The sequence below is a fragment of the Myxococcus llanfairpwllgwyngyllgogerychwyrndrobwllllantysiliogogogochensis genome (genome assembly GCF_006636215.1).
GTDB lineage: Bacteria > Myxococcota > Myxococcia > Myxococcales > Myxococcaceae > Myxococcus > Myxococcus llanfairpwllgwyngyllgogerychwyrndrobwllllantysiliogogogochensis.
Map to the genome: position 1 here is coordinate 37,515 of NZ_VIFM01000048.1, position 16,547 is coordinate 54,061.

Here is a 16,547-nt window from a genome sequence, read left to right on the forward strand (position 1 = left end):
ATGGGGTGGGCCTCCGTGGTGGCCGTGTTGCTGACGGCCACCCCCACCTTCGTCACGCGAGGTGACGTGACGCCCGAGTCGGACCTTCGTCGCGAGGCGGAGGCCGGCTGGGCGGCGCTGGAGTCGGTGTATACGGCGGAGGCGGGCGGGGCGCCGGTGAGGGCCCCGGTCTCCATCGTCCTCCAGCGCGGCGTGGCCCTGTCGCCCGAGCGCAACGCGCAGGGCCGGCCGGGCCTCGTGGAGCTGCGGCAGAACACGCCGGGCGTGCTGGATGAGCGGCTGCGCGTGGCGCTGCGGCACGAGCTGGCGCACCAGCTCCTGTGGTGGGCGTGTCCCCAGTCGAGCGAGGACCGGCTCTTCCACGAAGCCTTCGCGGTGGCGCTGAGCGGCGAGCTGCCGGCGTGGCGCGAGGGGGCCTATCAATCCCTGTCACGCGCGGCGTCGGAGCTGGCGGCGGCGCCCGCGGTGGACTCGTCGAAGGCGCGGCGGGCGCTGGCGCGGCTCCTGAGTGAGACGGTGGGGTTTCCCAAGGCGCTGTCGCGTCGGCTGCGCCAGTGTCATGACGGGGCGCGGTGGGTGGTGCCGCTGTCCATCGACGAGCTGGCGGATGTGCAGGTGCGCGCGGCGGGGCCGGCCACGGTGGTGGTGAGTCGGCACTCGGGAGAGGTGTTGTTGTCGGAGGGCGAGGTGCGGCGCGCGCTGCCGTATGGCTCGGTGCTGAAGCCCTTCGTGTACGCGGCGGGCGCGGAGCATCCGGTGCTGGCGCCGCGCGTGGACGTGCAGGAGTGGGCATGTGGCCCGGGGTTGCCGGCGAAGGTGGACGCGCGCACGGCGCTCCTGCGCTCATGCAACGGGTACTTCCTGGACTGGGAGACAGCGGGCTCGGCGCCCAAGGGGTTTGGCGCGTGGGAGCCGGTGCTGTCGGCGCTGGGGCTCACGGGGACACCGGTGGACATGGCGGATGCGGTGGGCCTGCGCTCCACGCTGGCGCTGTCTGCGTGGGGGATGGCGCAGGCGTATCGGCTGTTGGCGGAGGCGCGGCCGGACGTGGTGGCGCTGCTGGCGGACAACGCGGCGCGAGGGACGCTGGCGGAGCTGCCCGCGTCGAAGGCGCTGGTGGGCGTGGCGACGAAGACGGGCACGGTGCGGGACGCGGCGAGCCGTCCGCAGTACGGCTGGATTGCGGCGGTGGACGGGGACCTGGTGGTGGTGGCGGTGCGGCCAGGGAAGATGCCTCGCCAGTTCGCGGAGGAGATTCCCGCGGCCCTGGCGAAGGCGCGCAAGCAGGCGGGCGTGGAGGCGGCGCGGGTGCAGGTGTTGGGGCTGGTGCCGGTGCGCGAGGTGGAGGCGCGGTGCGCGGGCGTGGGCTTCACGGTGGATGCGGGGATGCCGAAGGCCGCTCCGGTGGAGTGGGCGCGGCTGGAGGGACTGACGACGCGCGGGGCGGCGGTGTGCCTGGGCGCGCCGTGGCGGGTGCGCTTTCCGAAGGGGCCGGAGGAGGGGAGGGATTACGCGGGAGTTTTCACATGGTCGCCACCGCCGGCGTATCGGCCGCCCGTGGGAGTGCCCACGTCACCGAGCGCGTTGAAGGCGCGGCGGGGCTCGGACTTCGTGTTCCGCACGACGCGGTTGCAGTACACGTCGGGCGTGGTGGCGGCGGAGGATGTGACGCTGAAGGGCGAGGCGCGGCTGGCGTTGGCGCGCGTGGTGGCGCACAACGAGCGGCACAGTCGTCATCCGGGCCGGGCGGTCTGCGACACGACGCACTGTCAGGCCTTTCGAGGCACGGTGCGGGTGCAGCGAGACGACGCGAAGGCGCTGAGACTTCCGGCGCTCAAGTGGAGCGAGTGGTTGTTGTTCTCGCAGGGAGGACAGGAGCCCTGGACGCAGGAGCGTCCGCGTGTGGACGTGGAGCGGCTCCTGGGCAAGGGCCTGGTGTCGCTGCGTTTCGAGGCGGGCCGCGTTCAATACCTGCTCACGGAGAAGGAGGGCGCGTCGACGTTCGAGAGCGGGCGCTCACTGGCGTGTGAGCTGTTGCGCTCGGGCTTGAAGCTGCCGTCCTGTCCGCGCACGGCGTCGTTCAATGGGGACACGCTCGTGTTCGAGGGACGCGGGCGAGGACACGGTGAAGGCCTGGACGTCGAGGCGGCGAAGGCGAGCAGACTCCGCAGCGACGCGATTCTCGAAGGGGCCTACGGACGCTCTCGCCCCGAGCCCCGGGACGTGGACTAGGTCGTCGTGAGGGGAAGCACGAGCCGGGCGCGGGTTCCTCCCTCGGTGACGCCCTGGAGGGACAGGGTTCCTCCGTGGGCCTCGACGATGCGGCGCACCAGCGTCAGCCCCAGGCCCGTGCCTCCCGTTTCCCGCGCGCGGCTGCGGTCGGTGCGGAAGAAGGGCGTGGTGAGCTTGGGCAGGTCCTCGTCGCTGATGCCGATGCCCCGGTCCTCCACGTCCAGGTGCACCGCCTGCGCGTCCACCTGTGCGCGCAGCGTCACCGGACTGCCGGGCTCCGAGTACTTGCGCGCGTTGTCGAGCAGGTTGTGCAGCGCGCGCCGCACCAGCACCGGGTCGGCCTCCAGCGTGGGCAGGTTCTCGGCCACGTCCAGTTGGAGGCGACACTCGGGGGCGCTCTTCTGGAAGCGCTCGGCGGCGTCCTTCAGGAACTCCGTCAGCCGCAACGTCGCCCGCTGGAGGCGAGGCCCCGGCTGTCCCGCCTGGTTCGCCTCCAGGTCGAGCCGCGCCATCTGCAACACGCCATCCACCAGTTGCTGAAGCTCGCCGATGTCCCGCCGCAGCTCCGGCAGTCGCGCCGCCAGCTCCTCCGGTTGTCCGTCCTCGACGAGGTCCAGCGTCACGCCCAGGCGCGCCAGGGGCGTGCGCAGCTCGTGGGACACGTTGGCCAGCAGTTCCTTCTGGCCCCGGATGAGGGACTCCGTTCGCGCGGCCATTTCGTCGAAGGTGCGCCCGAGGACGGCGACCTCGTTGCGTCCCTTCAGTCGAGCGCGCGCGGACAGGTTCCCCCGGCCAAACTCCCCCACCACGGTCGTCAGTTGCTCCAGAGGAGAGACAATCGCACGCGCCAGGGGCACGGAGATGCCCGCCAGGAAGACGAGCACCGCGGCCAGGCTGCCGCCCAGCGCCGTGTAGACCCAGCGATGGGTGACGGTCCGGTAGATGAGCACGCCCACCACGACATCTCCGCGCCACGTGGGGGCGGCCCAATAGTTCTGTTCCCTCGCGAGCCAGTTGTTGGCCTTGCGAACTTGTCGCCACTCGTCGTCGTCAAGTGGCTTCAGCGGAGGGTCCGCCGAGGAGAGCTTCACGTTGCCCTGAAGGTCATACAGGGTGGTCTGGACGTTCTTCTTCTCGGCGAGGGCCTCCATCATTCGCGCGAGTTCGGGGGAGTCCGAATTGGCCATCTCCACCAGCTCCGTGAAGTGGTCGAGGTTCGGTTGGTCCGCTTGGATTTGCACGAGCTTGATGATGAGGGAGAAGGACAGGACCGCGCCTCCCAGCATCAACAGACCATACAGGTAGATGCGCCAGAACATCCTTCGGGGGCGGAGCCGCTCGCTGAGCTTCATGACTCCTCACCTCGCTCCAGCACATACCCCACGCCCCGCACCGTCTTGAGCATCCGGGGGTTGCGCGCGTCGTCCCCCAGCTTCTGGCGCAGCCGGGATACATGCACGTCGATGGCGCGGTCCACCGGGCCGTCCGGGTCGCTGCCCTTCGCCAGCTCCAGCAACTGCTCGCGCGACAGCACCCGTCCGGCCCGCTCCGCGAGACCGAGGAGCAAGGCGAACTCGTGCCGTGTCAGCGGCAGCACCTGTCCATTCAGCGATGCCCGGAAGTCACTCCGGTTCAGCGTGAGCGCGCCCACGCGCACCACCTCGCGCGAGGGACCCAGCAGGCCCCGGCTGCGCCGCACCAGCGCCTGGATTCGCGCCAGCAGCTCCCGAGAGGAGTAGGGCTTGGGCAGGTAGTCGTCCGCGCCCAGCTCCAATCCCATCACCCGGTCCGCCTCCTCGCCGCGCGCGGTGAGCATGAGGATGGGCACCGCCGAGCGCTCCCGCAGCTCGCGGCAGACGGTGAGCCCATCCTTCCGGGGCAGCATGATGTCGATGAGGATGGCATCGAAAGCGCGACGCGAGGCCTCGACCAGGCCCTGCTCCCCGTCCCGAGCGAGACAGGTGCGCACGCCTTGTCGTTCCAGGTACTCGGCCGTGAGGCGGGCCAGGTGCGCGTCGTCCTCGATGAGGAGCACCTCGATGCCGGGTGACGGTGTGGCGGGTCCCATCATGTCCCCAGTCTAGTGCGGCGTGGCCGTGTAGGACTCGCAGCTCCCCACGAGCTTGGGCACCGCGAGCAGGCTCTGCCAGTCGCGCAGGGGCACACCCATCACGGAAGTGATGCCGTCATCCGGTGCCATGAGCTGCTTCACCCACTCCTGTGGCATCAGCCGGCGCGCCTGCCACACGCCGCCGTCCACCAGGAGTTGTCCCAACTCCATCAGGTCTCGCGGTCGGCTGGCGGACATGGCATCGAGGCTCGGCGTCATCGCGGCCCTCGACGCGAAGGCGAGCAGCACCAGGGCTTGGATGAGGAGTGGGGCGACTGCGCGGAAACGGCGAGTGGGGTGCGGAGACATCGAACCTCCCAGGGCCAGGACCTCGGGGTCCATTGGATGCTGCGCAGTTCAACGCCTCCATGTCGCGGGAGGATGTGCGGAATGTAAACGATTGTAACGGGCCGCTGATTCGGGCGAGTTCATTGGCACCTCTCCGAGAATCAGCGATGGTCCTGGCCAGAGGGGTTGGTCCATTTGCTTTGGGGAAGATGACATGCACGTCGCATCGCGCCGGTTCGCGCTTTCGTTGCTCTTGAGTGCCTCACTGTTCTCCGGTTGCTCCGAGGACTCACAAACGCCGCATGAGGGGCCCGCCACGGAGTCCAAGTGCCCCGCCGTCACCGGCGCGGTCATCGAGCATCAGGGCATCGTCTCCACCTCGGAGACCTGGGCCGCGGGCAGCCCCCATGTCATCACCAGCAACCTCACCATCCGGGGGCAGGTCACGGTGGAGGCCTGCGCGACGGTGCGTCTCGCGAAGGCCACCTCCATCCAGGTCGACAGCGGGGGCGTGCTTCGCGCGGAGGGGAAGCAGGACCAGGTGGTGCGTTTCGAGCCTCACGCTGACTGGCCGTGGGGGCAGTTGCTCATCGGGACGGGAGGTTCGGCGCGACTGGAGTGGACGGTGCTGTCGGGAGGTGGACTCTCGACGACGATGGACTCCATCGTGCGTGTGAATGCCGGCGCGGAGCTCCCTGGCCCGAGGCCGCTGTTCGTCAATCACGTCACCATCGAGGACTCACTGGGGCCTGGCATCATTCTCAATGGAACGGCGGGCTTCGCCGAGGGCTCCTCCGATTTGACCATTCGAGGGACGGGCGGCGAGTTTGGTCGGCAGCCCCTGGTCATCAATCCCAATGCGCTGGGGACGCTGCCGTCGGGCACGTACACGGGGAATCTCGAGGACGCCATTCACATAGGGCCGTCCATCGCGGCGGCCTCGGTGTTCTACCTGGGCTCCAGCGCCACCCTGAAGAACCTGGGCGTGCCCTATCAAGTACAGGGCCTCCAGGTGGGGGGACCGGGGGCTTCGGCGACGCTCACCATCGAAGCGGGCACGGAGCTGCGCTTCGAGCCGGAGACGACGCTGCGCGTCTACGACGGGGCGAGCGCGCTCATCGTGGCGGGGACGCCTTCCAGTCCCGTCATCTTCACGTCGAACGTGAGGAATCACCGGCCGGGTGACTGGACGGGCATCCGCTTCGACGGGATGAACGCGGCCAACCGGCTGGAGTCGGCGGTGGTGAGGTACGCGGGTGGGCCGTGCCAGTGCTCCAGCTTTGGGTGCAACTACCTGCCGCCCGGGTTCGATGTCAGCTCGGCCATCCTCGTGTTCGACGAGCCGACGTCGCCGTTCATCGCGAACTCGCGCATCGAGGACAGCGCGGGGCACGGCATCCTGCGCGGGTGGAATGGCTCGGACCTCAGCCTCGCGACGAGCACCACCTTCGCGCGCATCGCCGAGTGTACGGAGACGATGCCGAAGGACCGCGACGGACGCTGCCCCTCCGAGACGCCCGTCTGTCCGCGCAGTCCCTGAGTCACCGTGACGCCGTGGGACGCCGAGCACCTGGTCGGCGTCCATGACGGCCTGGGGCGCACGGGCATCGCTGAAAACAACGACGCCGGAGCCTCCTCGTGGGAGACCCCGGCGCCGAGCCGACAGTTCGTGCTGTCGAGAGACTTCCTAGCGGTAGGTCGCCGTCAGCTGGTCCGCGCGCTCCGACTGGCCCGCGCTGAACGTGTTCATGCAGTTGTCGTCGGTGTAGTCCATGAAGTTGGTGATGGGGTCGTTGCCGGCCGTCGAGCAGGTGTTGCGGCCCGTGGGGCAACCGTAGGCGGGAGAAGCCTCCGCCGGCGTGTCGCTGACCGAGTCACCCGCGCCGGTGCAGCCGCCCTGGAACGTGTGGTACAGGCCCAGCCAGTGGCCGACCTCGTGCGTGCCCGTGTCGCCCTCGTTGTAGGGCGCCGCGGAGCCACCCGGCACGCTGCTGTAGAGGATGACCACGCCGTCCTGCAGCGGCTGCGAGGTGTAGCTGGAGGGGAACGTCGCCCAGCCCAGCAGGCCGCCGCTCAGGTTGGCTGAGTAGATGTTGAGGCTCTCCTTGCCACCCTTGCGCAGGGCCTTCTTCATCGCCCGCTCGTTCGCGCTGCTGTCCTTGAGCGCGAACCACTTCGAGTTCGTCGTGCGGTCCGTGCCCTGGAGCACGAAGCGGAACGGCGTGTTGGCATAGGCCGCGTTCAGCACGTTCATCTGCGCGGTGATCTGCGAGTCCGGGATGTCGCCGTTGGCGATGCCCGAGCCCTTGTTGATGACGTGGAAGTACGTGGGCACCGTCACCGAGCCCACCGCGCGCATCGCCGTCTTCTGCTCGGCCAGGAAGGCGTCGATGGCCGCGCGCTCCTCCACCGAGGGCTCCACCGTCGCGCAGCCGCGGTGCAACGATGACTGCTCCACCGCCGGGTCCGCCGGCGACGGGGCCTCCGCGGCCTCCTCGCCCTTACAGGCGGCAAGGCTCATCAGGGCACCCGCAAGCACGGCCAGACGACCATTCCTCTTCGCGACGCTGCCAATCATTGTCATCTCCAGGGAAGATGGAGATTCAATGAATAGCTGAATGAAACAGCGAGAGTCAACGTCACCTTGAGACAATCCGTGGACAATCCCCGGGGTGCGCCCGACGCCGCACTCCGGGGCGGATGAGACAGAAATGCTCCACTCGGGAGGCGCGATTGTAAAATGTCTTTCATTGTCTCGGCTCACCCCCGGAGGCGCTTGGGTATGTCTGGGCTTGCTCCAGACGCCGCCTTGTCGGGATGGGTGGGTTCCCGGGCCCACCTCCGTGACGTGCCGCGTCACCAGACGGGTCCGGAAAAATCCCACCTTTCCTGAGCAACTCTTCCTCTCAGATGGCGAGAATCCATGACTGGATTCCGGAACAGCCCGGATTTCCTCTGCCGCTCTCCTCGGTCCGCCCCGCTTCTGAGAGGTCTCCGCATGTCTCCCCCCGTCAGTAACAACGGCAACAACGCCGCTCAGATCGCCGCCGCTGAGGCCCAACGTCGTCAGGCCGAAGAGGCCCGTCGTCACGCGGAGGAAGCGCGCAAGGCCGCGGAAAACCAGAAGAAAGCCGCCGCCGAGGCCCAGAAGAAGGCCGCGGAGACGCAAAAGAAGAAGGCCTCCGAGGCCCAGCAGAAGGCGCGGACGGACGCCAGCCAGGCCAAGGTCGCGGCGGACAAGGAGAAGGCCGCGAAGGCCGCGAAGGAGACGGCCCAGACGAAGGCCAATGAGGCCCAGGCCAAGGTCGACACGTTGGGCAAGGGCCCGAACCTGAGCGACCAGGCGCGCAAGGACCTGGACGCGGCGACGAAGGTCGCCAAGGACACGAAGGCCGCGGCCACCAAGGCCAACGACACGTTCCTGCAGGCGCAGAAGGACGCCACCGCCGCCCGGCAGCTTTCCGACACATCGCACAACAAGGCGATTGAAGAGGGCAACAAGGCCATCCAGACGCAGAAGTCCGCCAACACCTCGGCGAAGGCGGCGGGCGAGCCGCCCCCGTACGCGGACGCCAACCAGGTGCGCGACGTCTTCGACGCCGGCAGCCTGGACCCCAAGGCCCAGGAGCGGCTGTTCGGAACGAAGTCGGTGGTCTCTCCGGAGGAGGCGGTTCGCGCGGATGCGAAGGCGGTGGGTGACGCCTCCATTCGCAGCCCGGCCGATGGCGCCAAGGAGCTGCGCCGCCAGGTAGAGGCGAACCCGGACCCCGCCTACCGCGAGGCCCTGATGAAGGAGTCCAGGGGCGCCATCAACCTCATGACCTCCAGCCTGGGGCGTCCCGAGGTGACCCAGGACCAGGCGAATCAGATCGTGAGCGACCTGAGCCACGCCGCGGAGCAGACCAGCCCTCAGGCGTCCCGCGACGTGGCGGACAGCTTCCGCCGCGCCGAGACCGAAGCGGGCTACGGCCACAAGGTGGAGGAGAAGCTCACCCCCGCGCTGAAGGCGGGCGCGAAGGACCCGGCGGTGACGAACGTCGCCAAGGGCCTGGTGGACGGCCTCCGCGCGGACGGCAAGTACGACCTGGCGGATGTCATCACCCGCCAGTCCCCGGAGCTGGAGAAGGTCTCCCCGCAGAACGCTGGCCAGACGAAGGCCCGCGCCGAACTGGACGTCCAGAGCGCGAAGGAGGGCAAGGACACCGTCGCCACGCAGCAGAAGCAACTGGATGAGGCCACGCGGGGCCAGGTCGACGAGCTCTTCACGGCCTCCAAGGACCAGAAGCCGCCCGAGGGCTTCGAGGCGGTGGACACGAAGGACCCCCGCCGCGTCGAGTTCGTCCAGAAGGACCCGGCGGGAGAGGTCACCGCGCGCATCTCCGCGACGCGCGACGACAAGAACAACGTCACCCTGGACACCAGCACCGTCGACCCCCAGAGCAAGCAGGTCACTCGCGAGGTCGTGACGAGCAACGGGCCGGAGGGCACCACCACCAGCCAGACGGCGACGTGGACGCCCGCCAAGGGCCAGGACATCCGCAACCCTCCGTCCATCGAGGACCTGAAGAAGAGCCGCGACCCGGCCGTGGCCGTGGAGGAGAGCAAGGTCTCCCGCGACAACGGCGACCTGCTCACCACGACCTACAAGCAGGGGGGTGGTGGCGTCGAGGGTTCGGAGACGCGCTTCAGCCAGCAGGAGGGTGAGGGCGGGCTCGACGACAACTTCAAGGACAAGTTCAACGAAGACCAGCCCATCGACCGGACGGAGACGAAGAGCTACTCGATTCCTCCTCCGGGTACGAAGGGGCCTGATGGCAAGGACCTGGAGCCCTCCTACACGCGCACGCAGACGTTCTCGCAGGGCGAGGGCGTGAACGAGGTGCAGGCCACGGCCACCATGAGCAAGGCGCTCACGGCGGAGGATGGCTTCAACGTGGACAAGGGGCCGCGCAACGCGGGCGACCTGTCGAGCCTGTCCGGCAAGCTCAAGTCGGAGGACGGCGAGAAGGGCGAGGCCTTCGACGGCGACAAGGACAACCCCAAGCAGTGGGTGCTCGAGAAGACCGACGGCAGCAAGTACAGCAGCCAGACCTTCATCGAGGGCCACCCGGACATCTCGGTCGTCACCGAGCGCACCGCCAAGGGCAACACCGTCGAGGAGACGGTGAAGGGCAAGGTCTACGGCACCGAGGGTGACAAGAAGGGCGAGCCCGTCGACATCAGCTCCACGTCCAGCCACGCCTATGACGACAAGGGCATCCTCACCAATGCCAAGAGCGAGACGAAGGGCGCGGACGGCGTCACCACGAAGCAGGACTACCAACGGACCGACACGGTCGGCCCGGACGGTCGGCTCCAGGTGGACGAGCGCAGCAGCAGCACGCGCACGCCGCCCGGGGGACAGCCCACGACGGTGACGTCGGAGCGCCAGCGCCGCGAGTCGGACGCGGGCGTGCTCCAGCTCGTCAATGCGTCCAAGAACGTCACGGGGCCGGATGGCTCCTCGCAGGTGCGTGTCACCCCGGAGAAGACGGAGCTGTCCGTCAACGGCAAGCCCGTTCCGGAAGGGGACCTCGGCAAGCTGGACACGAAGGAGCGGGCCCTGCTGGACGTCACGCGGGGCGAGATGGCGAAGGAGCTCTACAACCTCGCCATGACGCCGGAGCCCGGAACCGCCAAGGAAGAAAGCGAAGGCCCCATCAGCAAGCCCGAGTCCACGGGCGACGTGACGACGGCGCTCTCCATCAACAAGGACGTGCTCGGGTTGATTGAGCAGGACGCGCTCAACACCCTGATGCAGGAGTCCACCCCTCCGGCGGACCCGGCGAACCCGCCCGCTTCGGGGCAGACGGACCCGGCGACTCCGCCCCCGGGGGACCCGGCGGCCCCGCCCGCTTCGGGGCAGACGGACCCCGCGGCCCCGCCCGCCACGGACGACACGACGACTCCGCCCGCCACGGGCGACGCGGACTCCTCTGGCACTCCCGATGGTGACACGGGCACGAATGACTCGGAGACGGCGCGCCTGGCGAAGTTCGCGCGCGGCGTCCAGGTGGGCGCGGAGAGCCTGGGCATCGTCGGCAACACGCTGGGCGCGCTGTCCTCGGGCGCGGACCTGGTGAACAACATCAGCCAGGGCAACTACGTGGCCGCGGCGCAGAACGTGGCGGATATCGGCGGGGGCGTTGGCGGCATCGTCCAGGGCGTCGGCGGCCTCCGCGGCGGCTCCGAGCTGGCGACAGGTATCGCGGGCGCAGGCAACGAAGTGGGGGGGCTGGCGGGTCTGCGCGCGGCGTCCACCACGGCCTCGGGGTTCCGTGAAGCGCTCGCGGTGGGCGGCAAGCTCGGAGCCATCGGCACGGGGCTCGGCGTCGTCTCCGGCGGACTGGATATCGTCGGCGGCATCCAGGCAGGGGATGGGTGGCAGATCGCCAAGGGCGGCGTCAGCATCGCGGGAGCGATTGGCGCCGGCGTGGCGGTGGGCGCCATCGGCGGCCCGGTGGGCGCTGGCGTCGGTCTGCTCATTGGCGTGGGCGTCTACGGCGTGGGGAAGCTGTTCGACAAGATGAGTGAGGGAGACAAGGAGCACCAGATCGCCGGCGTGGAGATCTAGGCCCTACGATATGAGCACGAACACCATTCGACACGGCGACCTCACGATGCCCCTGCCCGACGGTTGGGCGGATGCCAGTCAGGTCGTCGCCATGGGCCCGGTGGAGGAAGGTTTCCGGGCCAGCGTCGTGGTCTCCGCCGAGCCCAGGCAGGGACAGGAGACGGCGAAGGACCTGGCGGCACGCGCGCTGCCGCAGCTGCAGCGGTCCGCCCAGGGCTTCGCGCTCGTGAGTGAGAAGCCCGCGACGTTCGGCGGGCGGCAGGGCCTCACGCGCGAGTACACCTGCCAGGCGGGCGCGCTGAAAATCGCGCAGCTCCAGTTCTATTGCGTGAAGGACAAGCAGGCCTACACCTTCACGTACACTCAGCGCGCGGACCGCATCGCCTACACCCGGGCGGTGGCGGAGCTGTTCTTCGGCTCGGTGCGCATCGGCGCCTGAGTCGAAGGGCGTCTCAACGGAGCGCGGCGTCCGGCACGAAGGTGTGTCGGGCGTCCGCGTCCCGGGCGAGGCCGTCGTGTCCACTCCGGTACGAAGCCAGGCCCCGACTTCGGGCAGCGCACGGAGGCGTGCTGCTCCGGGGAGGGGCGTGCTTGCGAGCGGCGATTGCCGAGGCAGGGGGGCTGACCCAGCTTCCGGCATTCCCTGTCCAGGAGGACGGCATGGCTCGAAGGATTCGTGGTGGTGGTGTGGCGGCCCTGGCGGCGGCGCTGGTGTTCGGCTCGATGACGGGCACCGCGCTCGCGGAAGACGAGGCCAAGAAGGCCCACAAGGAAGACAAGCGCGTTGGTGAGGCGGCGGCCGAGAAGGAGCTGTACGTCGGCAAGCTGGCCCTCTTCGACGCCAAGCAAATCGCGCTGGGCAACATGGCCCTGGAGAAGACGCAGGACCCGCAGGTGCGTCAGTTCGCCCAGAAGCTGGTGACGGACCACAAGCAGCACCTGTCCGACCTCAAGGCGTGGGCCGACAGCAAGTCCATCGAGGTGGCGACGGTCGACCTGGCCGGGTCTCCCGGCACCGGCGGCTCCGGTGTCACCCCCGGCATGCAGGAGGGCTACGACAAGAAGATGGAGGGCGTCGACGAGCGCCTGAACAAGGCCATCACCGAGGCGGAGAAGGAGCTGGACAAGCTCCGCGAGAAGAATGGCAAGGAGTTCGACAAGGGCTTCCTCACGCGCGTCGCCGATGACGGCAAGAAGGGGCAGGACCTGGCCAAGGACGGGATGGACAAGTACAAGACCGACGCCGCCTTCAGCGCCCTCTTGAGCAAGACGCGCCAGGGCATCGCGAGCAACGAGACGATGGCCAAGGAGCTCGAGAAGACCCTGCGCCGCTGACAGCCGCACGGGCTCTCGAAAACCATGGGCGCGGTGACTCGGGGGAACCGGTGTCACCGCGCCGGTGTTTCAGCCCGGGCGGCGGATGTGCTCGGACGTGTGTGCGACGCCGGGCGCCGGGAACTCTCCTGGGTTGACGCAGCGGGCGGCGGGTGCCTATCCCGACGCATGGCGAATGCCTGGAAGTGGATGATGGTCTCGGGGTTCATGGTGCTGGGCGCGTGCACGACCCCCGCGCCGCATGTGCCGCCCGTGTCGCCCGAAGGAGCCACTCCCGCGGGCCCCTTCCTGCTGGATGCCCGCGCGCTCTTCGCGGGGTGCACGCCCGTCCCCGACAGCGCCAGCTCGCGCATCTATCAGTGTGGTGACGCGACGGTGTGGCTCGTCGAGCGCAAGGACGTGCCCGCCGCGCGAGTGCTCACGCTCGCCAGGGCGCGTCTGGTGGAGCGACTGGGGGAGGGCGTGGTGGTGGCGGAAGGGGCGCTGCCGCTCGCGGAGCGCTCGTGGCCGGCGGCCCGCTTCGCCCTGTGTGACGTGGGGGACGCGGGCCTGGAGGGGCCGGCCTCGTGTCGCGCGGGGGGCTACCTCGTCTCGGTGGCGGGGTCGCTGGGCCGTCAGCGCGAGCTGGGGTGTGTCGCGAAGAACAACGCCCAGCCGGCGCTGACGCGGTGTCTGGAACTCTTGGAGTATCTCGCGGCGCACGGCAATCCGGAGGGTGAGTCGCTGGATGAGGCGGCGCTGCTGCTTCCGCCCCGCCTGCCGTGGCGCACGCTCGCGGTGCCCGAAGGCTGCCAGCCCTCCCTGTCCACCAGTCGCGCGGGCCGCATCCGCTGTGACGACGCATCGCTCGTGTGGAGTGTGTACCGGCCCGCGCGAGACGAGGTGACGGCGCGCTGGAGGGACCAGAGCGTGGCGGAGCTGAGGGCGGCGCTGCCTGGCTCGAGCCCCGTGGAGGAGGTGGCGTGTCTCCTGGAGGAGCGGCCCTCGCGGTGCATGCGCTTCACGGCGCCTTCTCCCCGTGGGCCGGTCGTCGTCTGGACGGGCGCCATGCAGTGGGATGACCGGGCGCTGTTCGCCGCGTGCAGCTTCCTGGCATCCGCCGAGCCCGCGTTTCCCGCGGTCTGCAACGGTGCCTTCTCCGTACCCTGACTCCACCGTCTCGCGCGAAGGGGCCGCCTCGTGTACGCCTTGCAGGATGTCTCCAAGCGCTTTGGCACCACGCAGGCGCTGCACTCGCTGAACCTCACGCTGCCCACGGGGCGGACCACGGTGCTGCTGGGGCCGAGCGGCTGCGGGAAGTCCACGCTGGTCCGCCTGCTCAACGGGCTGTTGCACGCGGACACGGGCCAGGTGCTCTACGCGGGCAAGCCCCTGCCCACGGATGCGAAGGCGTTGCTGTCGCTGCGTCATCGGGTGGGCTACGCGCTTCAAGGGGGCGGGCTCTTTCCGCACCTGACGGGGGAGGAGAACGTCACGCTCATGGCCCAGCACCTGCGCTGGTCCGCCGCGCGGACGCGCGAGCGGAGGGACGTGCTGGTGGAGTTGACGCGGTTTCCCGCCGAGGCGCTCGCGCGTTATCCGGCGCAGCTTTCGGGGGGACAGCGTCAGCGGGTGGCGTTGATGCGCGCGCTCATGCTGGACCCGGAGGTGTTGCTGCTCGACGAGCCGCTGGGGGCGCTGGACCCGCTGGTGCGGCACGAGCTGCAAGCGGACCTGCGCGCCATCTTCGCGCGGCTGCGCAAGACGGTGGTCCTGGTGACGCATGACCTCGCGGAGGCGGGGTTCCTGGGCGACGACATCGTGCTCATGCGTGAAGGGCGCGTGGTGCAACAGGGGAGCCTCGTGGACCTGGAGACCCGTCCCGCGGACCCGTTCGTCACGCGGTTCATCCAGGCCCAGCGGCTGGCTCCGGGGAACGGGGCCTCGGCATGAGCACGCGGATAACATGCTCCACGGTGTGGAGCGCACCGATGGGGCTCGTGCTGCTGCTCATGTTTTCGCTGGTGCTGGCCTCCTGCGAGCGCGCGAGCACGACCCACGGCGAGCCCAACGTGCGCGTGGGCTCCAAGAAGTTCACCGAGTCCGTCATCCTCGGAGAGATGGTGACGCAGCTCGCGCGGAGCACCGGCGCGAGCGTGCGGCACCGGCGCGAACTCGGAGGCACCGCCGTCCTCTGGGAGGCGCTGCGCCGAGGCGAGCTGGACGTGTATCCCGAGTACACCGGCACGCTGCGACAGGAGCTGCTCTCCGGGCGCAAGCTGCCCGACGACGCGGCCCTCCGTGTCGCGCTGGCCGAGGAGGGCCTGCGCATGAGCGCGCCGCTCGGCTTCAACAACACCTATGCGCTGGGCATGAAGGAGGCCGAGGCCGAACGCCTGGGCATCCGCACCATCTCCGACCTGCGCGCCCACCCTGAGCTGCGCTTCGGTTTCAGCAACGAGTTCATGGAGCGCGGTGACGGCTGGCCCGCGCTGCGAGACAGCTACCGCCTCCCGCAGCGCGACGTGCGCGGCCTGGACCATGACCTCGCCTATCGCGGCCTCGACGCGGGCTCCGTCCAGGTGACGGACCTGTACTCCACGGACGCTGAAATCGCCGCCTATGGCCTGCGCGTCCTCGTGGACGACGTGCACCACTTCCCCGCGTACGACGCCGTGCTCCTCTACCGCGCGGACTTCGAGTCGCGCGCTCCAGAGGCCCTGGCGGCCATCCTGCGACTCTCCGGCACGCTGTCGGAAGAGAAGATGGTGAAGCTCAATGCCCGCGCGCGACTGGAGCGCGTGCCCGAGGCGCAGGTGGCCTCCGACTTCCTCGCACAATCACTGGGCGTCTCCACCGTGGTTCGCGGCGAGGGCCTCGCCTCCCGCGTCTGGCTTCGAACCCGGGAGCACCTGTTCCTCGTCGGCGTCTCGCTGCTCGCGGCCCTGGCTCTCGCGGTGCCGCTGGGCGTGCTGGCCGCGCGCAGTCCCCGGCTCGGGCAGGGCGTGCTCGGGCTCGCCGGCGTCATCCAGACCATCCCCTCGCTGGCGCTGCTCGTGGTGATGATTCCGCTCCTGGGCATCGGCTCACGGCCGGCCATCGCCGCGCTGTTCCTCTACAGCCTGCTGCCCATCGTCCGGAACACGGCCTCGGGGCTCACGGGCATTCCCCTGGAGGTGCGCGAGTCCGCGGAGGCGCTGGGTCTGCCTCCGCTCGCGCGGCTGTGGCGCATCGACCTGCCCATGGCCTCGCCCTCCATCCTCGCGGGCATCCAGACGGCCGCCGTCATCAACGTGGGCACCGCCACGCTCGGCGCGCTCGTGGGCGCGGGCGGCTATGGCCAGCCCATCCTCACCGGCATCCGCCTGGACGACACGCGCCTCATCCTCGAAGGCGCCATCCCCGCCGCCGTGCTCGCCCTGCTCGTCAGCGGCGCGTTCGAGGCCGTGGGCCGCGTCCTCGTTCCCAAGGGCCTGCGGCTGCGCGCGGAGTCGGAGTCGCGCTGAGCCGCTACACGGGCGACGCGTGCGTCGACACCGTCTCCACCACCGGCTCCGCCCTCGGCGCATCGGCCGCGAGCCCCGCCGCGCACAGGCTCACCACGGCCATCCATACGAAGTCCGCCAGCAGCAGGTGCACCAGCTGCAGCCACACCGGCGCCAGCAACACCACGTTGACCAGGCCCGCCATGAGCTGCACCGAGTAGAGGATGCTGATGGCCAGCGCGGCCCGCTTCACCTCGGCCGACGGCCGCAGCCGCGCCATCCACCGTCCGATGAGCACCAGCAGCGCGCCCATGGACACCGCGAGCACCGGGTGCAGGATTCGCCGGCGGATGAAGACATGCGCCGTGTCGGACACGTCCTGGCGCAGCCCCTCCATCAGCGTCTCCGAGGGGAACAGCGTGTCGCCCAGCGCCGCCACCGCGCCGCTGACGCCGAGCAGCAGCATGCCCGCCACGCTCGTGCCCACCAGCACGCCTGTCTCGTA

13 protein-coding genes are annotated in these 16,547 nt (G+C 69.6%); 8 read left to right on the top strand and 5 right to left on the bottom strand.

Translation table 11 applies throughout. The features are described from left to right. Positions 1-2,232, top strand: a complete 2,232-nt coding sequence (locus tag FJV41_RS14685) for a hypothetical protein (protein ID WP_141643099.1) — start codon at positions 1-3, stop codon at positions 2,230-2,232. Here FJV41_RS14685 and FJV41_RS14690 read toward each other — a convergent pair. From FJV41_RS14690 to FJV41_RS14700, 3 genes are read right to left on the bottom strand one after another with little or no spacing between them, the layout of a single operon-like run. Continuing rightward, positions 2,229-3,584 carry a HAMP domain-containing sensor histidine kinase gene (locus FJV41_RS14690; RefSeq protein ID WP_141643100.1) on the bottom strand — a complete coding sequence of 452 codons (1,356 nt, stop codon included), beginning with the start codon at positions 3,582-3,584 and terminating at the stop codon, positions 2,229-2,231. The two genes, FJV41_RS14685 and FJV41_RS14690, sit on opposite strands and share 4 nt — an antisense overlap. Continuing rightward, on the bottom strand, positions 3,581-4,300 hold the full coding sequence (locus FJV41_RS14695; RefSeq protein ID WP_141643111.1) for a response regulator transcription factor: 720 nt from the start codon (positions 4,298-4,300) through the stop codon (positions 3,581-3,583). The genes FJV41_RS14690 and FJV41_RS14695 overlap by 4 nt, the downstream gene beginning before the upstream one ends. A gap of 12 nt (positions 4,301-4,312) precedes the next feature. After that, a complete protein-coding gene (locus FJV41_RS14700) occupies positions 4,313-4,651 on the bottom strand; it encodes a hypothetical protein (protein ID WP_141643101.1) in 339 nt (112 codons plus the stop codon). Positions 4,652-4,844: 193 nt separating this feature from the next. Between FJV41_RS14700 and FJV41_RS14705 the strand changes: the two genes are divergently transcribed. After that, positions 4,845-6,170, top strand: coding sequence for a beta-helix domain-containing protein (locus tag FJV41_RS14705; protein WP_141643102.1), 1,326 nt, complete (start codon positions 4,845-4,847; stop codon positions 6,168-6,170). 147 nt (positions 6,171-6,317) lie between these two features. Here FJV41_RS14705 and FJV41_RS14710 read toward each other — a convergent pair whose 3' ends face one another. Next, positions 6,318-7,208 (bottom strand): zinc metalloprotease, encoded by an 891-nt coding sequence (locus FJV41_RS14710; protein WP_141643103.1) that lies wholly within the window; start codon positions 7,206-7,208, stop codon positions 6,318-6,320. Positions 7,209-7,628: 420 nt separating this feature from the next. Here FJV41_RS14710 and FJV41_RS14715 point away from each other — a divergent pair, with 420 nt between their 5' ends. The 6 genes from FJV41_RS14715 (at position 7,629) to FJV41_RS14740 (ending at position 16,063) form a co-directional block, all read left to right on the top strand. Then, positions 7,629-11,243 carry a DUF456 domain-containing protein gene (locus FJV41_RS14715; protein WP_141643104.1) on the top strand — a complete coding sequence of 1,205 codons (3,615 nt, stop codon included), beginning with the start codon at positions 7,629-7,631 and terminating at the stop codon, positions 11,241-11,243. Positions 11,244-11,253: 10 nt separating this feature from the next. Beyond that, a complete protein-coding gene (locus FJV41_RS14720; RefSeq protein ID WP_141643105.1) occupies positions 11,254-11,682 on the top strand; it encodes a DcrB-related protein in 429 nt (142 codons plus the stop codon). Positions 11,683-11,903: 221 nt separating this feature from the next. Beyond that, positions 11,904-12,578 (top strand): DUF4142 domain-containing protein, encoded by a 675-nt coding sequence (locus FJV41_RS14725; RefSeq protein WP_246137214.1) that lies wholly within the window; start codon positions 11,904-11,906, stop codon positions 12,576-12,578. A 168-nt stretch (positions 12,579-12,746) separates the two neighbouring features. Beyond that, positions 12,747-13,727 carry a hypothetical protein gene (locus tag FJV41_RS14730; RefSeq protein WP_181790640.1) on the top strand — a complete coding sequence of 327 codons (981 nt, stop codon included), beginning with the start codon at positions 12,747-12,749 and terminating at the stop codon, positions 13,725-13,727. A 30-nt stretch (positions 13,728-13,757) separates the two neighbouring features. Further along, complete coding sequence (locus FJV41_RS14735; protein ID WP_141643106.1) at positions 13,758-14,510, top strand: ATP-binding cassette domain-containing protein; 753 nt, start codon at positions 13,758-13,760, stop codon at positions 14,508-14,510. 59 nt (positions 14,511-14,569) lie between these two features. Further along, a complete protein-coding gene (locus FJV41_RS14740; protein WP_438616742.1) occupies positions 14,570-16,063 on the top strand; it encodes an ABC transporter permease/substrate-binding protein in 1,494 nt (497 codons plus the stop codon). Between the two features lie 4 nt (positions 16,064-16,067). On the opposite strand, the gene FJV41_RS14745 is transcribed toward FJV41_RS14740, so the two are convergent. Continuing rightward, a partial coding sequence (locus FJV41_RS14745) for a COX15/CtaA family protein (protein ID WP_181790642.1) occupies positions 16,068-16,547 on the bottom strand: 480 nt, incomplete at its 5' end.

Coding starts and splice junctions, on each gene's coding strand:
- FJV41_RS14685 (WP_141643099.1), top strand. CDS start 1: ATGGGGTGGGCCTCCGTGGTGGCCGTGTTGCTGACGGCCACCCCCACC.
- FJV41_RS14690 (WP_141643100.1), bottom strand. CDS start 3,584: ATGAAGCTCAGCGAGCGGCTCCGCCCCCGAAGGATGTTCTGGCGCATC.
- FJV41_RS14695 (WP_141643111.1), bottom strand. CDS start 4,300: ATGGGACCCGCCACACCGTCACCCGGCATCGAGGTGCTCCTCATCGAG.
- FJV41_RS14700 (WP_141643101.1), bottom strand. CDS start 4,651: ATGTCTCCGCACCCCACTCGCCGTTTCCGCGCAGTCGCCCCACTCCTC.
- FJV41_RS14705 (WP_141643102.1), top strand. CDS start 4,845: ATGCACGTCGCATCGCGCCGGTTCGCGCTTTCGTTGCTCTTGAGTGCC.
- FJV41_RS14710 (WP_141643103.1), bottom strand. CDS start 7,208: ATGATTGGCAGCGTCGCGAAGAGGAATGGTCGTCTGGCCGTGCTTGCG.
- FJV41_RS14715 (WP_141643104.1), top strand. CDS start 7,629: ATGTCTCCCCCCGTCAGTAACAACGGCAACAACGCCGCTCAGATCGCC.
- FJV41_RS14720 (WP_141643105.1), top strand. CDS start 11,254: ATGAGCACGAACACCATTCGACACGGCGACCTCACGATGCCCCTGCCC.
- FJV41_RS14725 (WP_246137214.1), top strand. CDS start 11,904: ATGGCTCGAAGGATTCGTGGTGGTGGTGTGGCGGCCCTGGCGGCGGCG.
- FJV41_RS14730 (WP_181790640.1), top strand. CDS start 12,747: ATGGCGAATGCCTGGAAGTGGATGATGGTCTCGGGGTTCATGGTGCTG.
- FJV41_RS14740 (WP_438616742.1), top strand. CDS start 14,570: ATGTTTTCGCTGGTGCTGGCCTCCTGCGAGCGCGCGAGCACGACCCAC.